Below are 6,669 nucleotides of genomic sequence, written 5' to 3' on the forward strand. Positions count from 1 at the left end.
GGAACTCAAAGCACAAAGCGGTGCAGCAACCAATGGTCAAGGTCGTTATCGTGGATCTTGGCGAATGGCGCGACCGCCACTTCGGAACGATAGCGGGATAAGGCGTTATCCGTTGAGGCTATGCCCCTACACCCCCGGCGATACAATGCGCCCGACTACTAAGGGGGATGCATGGAACGCCAAGAGCCGACATTAGGAAAAAATGCAGGTCTGGAAGAGGTGGAATTTCGCCCTCGCACCTACCGTGGGCCGACACGCCACACAGCTGACATCTCAGATTTCTGGATCAAGGCTGCAGTGTGCCTTGTTGTACTAATTATTGTGGCTGTTGGTTTGATTGAATGGAATGCTCGCAGACAAGCAGCAGCCATGACAACTGAACTACTGCGCCCAATGACAACAGCGGAACAGCGACGATTTGATCGTCAACTTGCTCAGTTGGACGCAGAGAACGCAAAAGAAATCGCTACCTTGCGCAGGCAGCTATGGCAAGAAGAGCCGAAGGTAGAGCCTTATGTTCCCTCGCCACTGAAGCAAGGGCAACGTTGCATAGACGGACGCAGACTACAACGTGTATCAAATGGCTGGACGCAACTAAGAGAACCGTGCTGAGCCGAGATCGCTAGCGAAATCACATCTCTAACGTTGTCGGCCTGGTATACGTCTGACCCTGATAGACGGCGGACTCTGGGAATGTGCCCGGCGCACGCTGAGCCTTCGAAATGACCGAGCCGGCCGGTGCAGGAGTCTGTTCCGATGCCAGCACGCTGAAATGCAATCCCTGCGGTTACCAGATCACTACGCGGTCCTTATCGGCGCGAACCATCGGGTCGCCCGGCTTACATGAAAAAGCGGCAGCGAATTGCGGCATATTGGATGGAGCAGCGATGGCCCGCACCTTGGGTGGTGCATGTGGGTCGGCAGCTAGTTGAACCAGTTGTGCTTGCTCTCGTGTCAGCCAGCGCCAATTGCGCGCGAAGGCCATGAAGAAACGCTGACTTGGACTGTACCCATCCATCTTTACCATGCGCTCTGGATGCGCGTGCAGATCGGCCTGCAATGCGTCTTAGGCGACATTGAGTCCTCCCAGGTCGGCTATGTTTTCGCCCAGGGTCAGTTTGCCGTTGACATGCAGCTCGGGGTGGCTTGGCAACGGGAAGTACGCATCAAATTGTTTCACTAAGCCATCAGCGCGTCGTTCAAACGCAGCGCGGTCTACAGGCCTCCACCAATTGACATTGTTGCCCGCACCATCGAACTGACTGCCTTCATCATCGAAGCCATGGGTGGCTTCATGCCCCATGAGCGAACCGATTGCACCGTAGTTCAGCGCATCGTCCGCATTGGCATCGAAAAATGGCGGCTGCAGTACGGCGGCCGGAAAGTTAATCGAGTTATCGCTTGCAGAATAGAAGGCATTGACCGTTTGCGGCGTGGTGACCCACCGCGTACGATCGGTGGGCTTGCCAACCTGCGTGATGTTGTATCGATAGTTGAATTTGGTCGCCGCTTGCACATTCTTGTAGTAAGCGCCCGGCGTGATCTCAAGCCCCGACCAGTCGCGCCATGTATCCGGGTAGCCAACTCGGGGCAGGAATGTCCCCCATTTTTCCAGTGCCTTTGCCTTGGTCTGCGCACTCATCCATTCGACGCGTTCGATACGCGCCTTGAGCGCGACACGGATGTTGTCAACCAGTTCAGTTGCACGTTGCTTGGCTTCCGTCGTAAACACCTTTGCGACGTAGAGTTGACCGAGGCCCTCCCCCATGGCGTCGTTGACGACACTTAGCACGTTCTTCCATCGCGGCTCCTGTTGCGGCTGACCGGAGAGGACCTTTCCATAGAACGCGAAGTTGTTGTCGACAAACGCCTTGCTGAGCTGGTTGGCTGCGTTGTCGATGGTATGAAAGCTCAGATACGCCCGCCACTGGGCGGAGGGTGCATTGGCCAGTTCATGGTCAAATGCGGCGAAAAAGCGCGGCTGCGACAAAGAGAAGCCGGCGCCGGCGTTCACTGCTTGGGCATGGAAGAATTTGGTCCAAGAAAAGTGCGGCGTTGCCTTGTCTGCCTCGACCAAGCTGACAAAATGATACCGACTCTTGGGGTCACGCTGGTCGGCCGGGGCGAGCGATGCGGCTGCCAAGCGTGTTTCAAGTGCCAGCACGTCTTTCGCCTGTGCCTTGGCGATATCAGCGGAAACACCTGTGAGCTCGAAGGACTTGACGATATAGGCCAGGTAGGCTTGGCGCCTTTTTTCCGGGGGTGGGTCACCGGCGAAGTCTCTACCTTACGTTGCGCTTGTTTTCCGGGGGTGGGTCAGCGTGGAAATCCTTACCAAGATGTGTACGAGGATCGTCGCATTGAAGTATGCGTCATGCGTCGCAACTATCTATTAAAAGCAAATACTTAAGTGAATGAAACTAGAGTGCGCCGAACAGGAAACAGACAGATGCAGGAATTGAAGGTACCTACCCTTTTCCACCGCGCGATCGACGGCAAGCGTTGCTGGTCCGTAATTGCCCTGAGCGTGATGCTGACGGCATGCCAAGCTCCGCACACGGAATCGGCTGCGATGTTGGAGCCACCAGCGGCGAGCGCACCGGCGGCTGCCGGTACCGCCGCGGTCGCCATGCGCCCAGCGCGTCTATGACGATACCGACGTACGTCGGCTGACCTTCATCCGCCGATGCCGGGACGTCGGCTTTCCGATCGAGAAGGTCCGGCAGATGGTCGTGTTGACGGAGTCCTGGGATCTGCCCTGCCTGGAAGCCCGTAACCTGGCCTACGAACAGCTCCAGCAAGTGCGCAGCAAGTCGTCCGAACTCCAGGAATCGGAGCGGAGCATCGCAGCATTTGTGGATAGCTGCGATCAGAGTTGCGCCGGCAGCGTAGCGTAGGTGCCGACTGCGTCATCATCGGCGAGCTCGCCGAGCTGCCGCGCGTGCCAAAGACGACGTCATCCAGAGGCTGCTGCAGTTCCACGGCAAGGAAGAGCGCTGAGCGTAGCGAGCCGGCGCAGGAAGGCGCTGCTGTAATAGGGAAACCGTTCCCGTAGACTGGATGAGAACAATTCCCATCCGAGACCTTCATGCTCCTTCGACGTCTTCTGGCGCCGCTGCTGGTTTGCGTCGCTTTGATTCCCGCCGTCGCGGTCGCCTCCGAGCGATCGGTCGCCACCACATGGCGTCTGCTGGACTACATCGCCGTGGACTATCGCGAGGCTGTCGCCAATGGCGCGATCGTCAACCAGATGGAGTACGACGAGATGGTGGAGTTCTCCGCCACGGCCGCCGCCTCGGTCCAGGTTCTGCCGGCGACGGCAGGGTTGCAGCAACTGAAGGATCGCGCTGCGGCCCTCCAGCGCTCAATCCAAGGCAAGGCGCCCGCCGAGCAGATCGCGAGCCAAGCCCGCTCGCTCGCAGCTTTGCTGGTCCAGGACTATCCGATCCCGTTGATGCCGACCGCGCGCCCTCACTACGAACGGGGCAAAGTCCTCTATGCGCAACTGTGCGCCAACTGTCACGGCGCATCCGGTGCAGGCGATGGTCCGGCCAGCGCCAGCCTGGATCCGCCGCCGATCGACTTCACCGACCCATTGCGTGCCAACGAGCGCAGTGTCTTCGCGCTGTACCAGGTAATCGACCAAGGGCTGGAAGGCAGCTCCATGGTCAGCTACGCCAGCTTGCCAAACGAGGACCGGTGGGCGCTGGCCACCTATGTCGGGGCGATTGCTTACCCGGATTCGCGTGTCCAGGCCGGTCGCGAACTGCTGGAGGGCGACAGCGCGCTGCGGGCCCGCATGGACCTGGAACGGTACATCGGCACAACGCCGGCAACGCTGGCTCAGGAACTGGGTCAGGACAATGCGCAGGCATTGGTCGCCTATCTGCGCCGGCATCCAGAGGCGGTACACGCGCCGGCCCCAGATACCTCGCTGGGAACCGCACGGGCGCTGCTGAAGGAATCCATGGCAGCATATCGGTCCGGAGACGCCAAGCAGGCCAAGGACCTGGCCTTGGCGGCGTATCTGGATGGCTTCGAGCCCGTTGAGCCGCTGCTCGCCGCTCGCGATAACCCATTGATTGTGAAGATCGAGGCCGCGATGGCGCGCGTGCGCACGGGCATCGCAGGCAACGTCGGTGCAGATGCGCTGCAGGTACAAGTCGATGCACTTGACGGGCTATTCAACGAAGCCGAAGCCGTCCTGTCGCAGCAGCAGACCTCATCGGTATCGAGTTTCGTCGCTGCCTTTACCATCTTGGTACGCGAAGGCCTGGAAGCATTGTTGATCGTGGTGGCGATGATTGCGCTGCTGCGCAAGGCCGAGCGCACCGAGATGCTGCCCTGGGTTCATGCGGGGTGGCTCGCTGCCTTGATGGCCGGCGTGGTTACCTGGGGCCTGGCGACCTGGGTCATCACCATCAGTGGCGCCAGTCGCGAGCTGACGGAAGGATTCAGCTCCCTGCTCGCGGCGATCGTACTGGTGTGGGTCGGTATCTGGATGCATGGCAAGAGCCACGCCGATGCCTGGCAAGGTTATGTGCGGGAGAAGCTGGGCCACGCCCTGAGCAAGAAATCGGGCATTTTCCTGCTGGGACTGGTCTTCCTCGTGGTGTATCGCGAGGTGTTCGAGACCATCCTGTTCTTCGCCGCCATCTGGAACCAGGGTAGCCAGGCCAGCGTGGTCGCCGGCGGTTCAACGGCTGCGCTGGTGCTCGTTGCCCTGGGCTGGATGATGATGCGCTACAGCCGCCGCCTGCCGATCGGCCAGTTCTTCCGATACAGCGCGTGGTTAATCGCCGTGCTGGCGGTCGTACTGACGGGCAAAGCCGTTTCGGCGCTGCAGGAAGCCGGTTATCTGCCCATCACCTGGTTCGAGGGCGGCTTGCGGGTGGAGTTGCTGGGAATTTATCCCACACTGCAGGGCGTGGCCGCACAGATCGGTATCGCCTTGCTATTGCTGATCGGGTTCGCCTGGTCGGCGCGTTCGCTTCAGCGCTCCCAGGTAAAGCCGTGAGCGCGTTGGATTCTGTCCGCGCTGCGCTGGAACGGCACCAGATCGCGGTCTATTTCGCGGCGATCGTGCTGGAATTCCTCGCCGCGCTTGCCGTACCAGGCACCGCGCAGTGAGAGGGTGTGCCATCAATCCCGCGCTGGCATTGATGCTCTTCGTGACCTTGCTGCAAGCGTCAGCGTGGGGTGGGCGCGGCGCCCCGCACTGCATCCCAAGGCAGTCGCGGTGCCAATCGACAAAACGCTCCCTCCTGAGGTTTGGAACAAAAGCCGCACTACGCAAGCATATTTTTATTATTTAACGCGTCACGTTAATAGGATTAACTGATGTGTCAGGAGCTTATCTAATTGGAGGGTTTTGAAGGCACTGGTTCCCAGCCCGGCAGCGTGACTCCGCCAGCTTGTGCTCAGCAGCTGACCAACATCGATCTCGGTAGCTGCGAGTCCAAACTGAAGTGCTACCTAGGGGAGATGGTGTGGTGCTCGCACCAACATCAAGTTGGCGATATAACCTGCTGTTTGTAAAAGCTTTGGTCTTTTTTGTCGTGCGAAAAAAGATTGAGCTCTTTGAATATTTGCTTGCGAGTCCGGTTCAGCTCGGATAAATTTAGTTTCGGTCGTCGTGACAGGGGGGACGCAACCTGCGGCTCCGCGACGGCCAGAGAGGCATGGACGTGATTGCTCGCAAGGAAGGTGCGCGGATGGCGTACTTTGGGGACCGGCTGGGTTCAACAAGGCGGCTGGCGTTCTTCGCCTGCCTGGGCTGTGCTTTGACGGTGCAAGCCGCCGCCCCACCCCGCCAGGCATCGTATGACTGCCTGATCGAACCCGCACAGACGATCGAGCTCGGCACGCCCGTCAGTGGCATGGTCGACAAGGTGCTTGTGCAGCGAGGCGACCGGGTCAAGCGCAATCAGGTGTTGGCTATTCTCGAGTCGCGCGCCGAGCAAGCCGCAGCCGATCTTGCAAAGTACAAATCGCAACTGACGGGCCCCAGCCGGCTGGCCGAATACAAGATTGAGTTTGCTGATCGCAAGTACAGCCGTCGACGCGACATGGCGGCGGAAAAGCTGATGTCACCGCAGGATCGCGACGATGCAGAAGCTGAGTTGCGTACTGCAAAGGCGGAGTTGCAGACGGCCAAGGAGAATCGCGAGGTTGCGCGTCTAGAGTTCGGCCAGCAGAGCGCGCAACTTGCTTTGCGCACCGTCCGCAGCCCTTTCGATGGCGTCGTGGTGGACCAAATGATCTGGCCGGGAGAGGTCGCCAGTCCCGGCGCCAGCAAGCACGCCATCCTCAAGGTCGCCCGGCTCAATCCTTTGCGGGTGCGCGTCGTCATGCCGATGCGTGCCTTTGGGGAACCCAAAATCGGTGCTGCGGTGCGTGTCACATCCGAAGTGCAGCCCAACCGTCCCTATCCCGCCAAGGTCGCCAACATCGATCGTGTGATCGATCCCGCAAGCGGCACCTTCGTGGTTCTCCTCGATCTGCCCAACAGCGCGCTCGACCTTCCGTCGGGCGTGAAGTGCAAGGCTCAATTCCAGACGCCGTAAGGCGTCATGCGCAAGTGTCCAACTGCGCGTAATACCACTATCCGAACATTCATTTCGCGTGCCTTGACGGGCACCGATGGCGCCGCACACAGGGGAAATAAGC

4 protein-coding genes and 1 pseudogene are annotated in these 6,669 nt (G+C 59.6%); 4 read left to right on the forward strand and 1 reads right to left on the reverse strand.

Annotation, left to right across the window (positions count from 1 at the left end; genetic code table 11):
* Positions 1–171: 171 nt before the first annotated feature.
* A complete protein-coding gene (locus AC1PLU_RS11190; RefSeq protein ID WP_481093244.1) occupies positions 172–612 on the forward strand; it encodes a hypothetical protein in 441 nt (146 codons plus the stop codon).
* Positions 613–787: 175 nt separating this feature from the next.
* On the opposite strand, the pseudogene AC1PLU_RS11195 reads toward AC1PLU_RS11190, so the two are convergent.
* Positions 788–2,248: pseudogene (locus AC1PLU_RS11195) on the reverse strand (M13 family metallopeptidase); the annotation flags it as partial.
* Between the two features lie 358 nt (positions 2,249–2,606).
* Here AC1PLU_RS11195 and AC1PLU_RS11200 point away from each other — a divergent pair.
* The 3 genes from AC1PLU_RS11200 to AC1PLU_RS11210 all read left to right on the forward strand — a co-directional run bounded on the left by AC1PLU_RS11200 (position 2,607) and on the right by AC1PLU_RS11210 (position 6,566).
* The gene (locus AC1PLU_RS11200) at positions 2,607–2,897 is read left to right on the forward strand and encodes a MerR family DNA-binding protein (protein ID WP_481108512.1); all 291 of its coding nucleotides are present in this window, start codon (positions 2,607–2,609) and stop codon (positions 2,895–2,897) included.
* 191 nt (positions 2,898–3,088) lie between these two features.
* Positions 3,089–5,017 (forward strand): FTR1 family protein, encoded by a 1,929-nt coding sequence (locus tag AC1PLU_RS11205; protein ID WP_481106256.1) that lies wholly within the window; start codon positions 3,089–3,091, stop codon positions 5,015–5,017.
* Between the two features lie 664 nt (positions 5,018–5,681).
* Positions 5,682–6,566: an efflux RND transporter periplasmic adaptor subunit gene (locus AC1PLU_RS11210; RefSeq protein ID WP_481106257.1), complete on the forward strand. Its 885-nt coding sequence runs from the start codon at positions 5,682–5,684 to the stop codon at positions 6,564–6,566.
* The last annotated feature ends 103 nt before the right edge of the window (positions 6,567–6,669 follow it).

Source organism: Xanthomonas sp. NCPPB 2933, assembly GCF_056725225.1.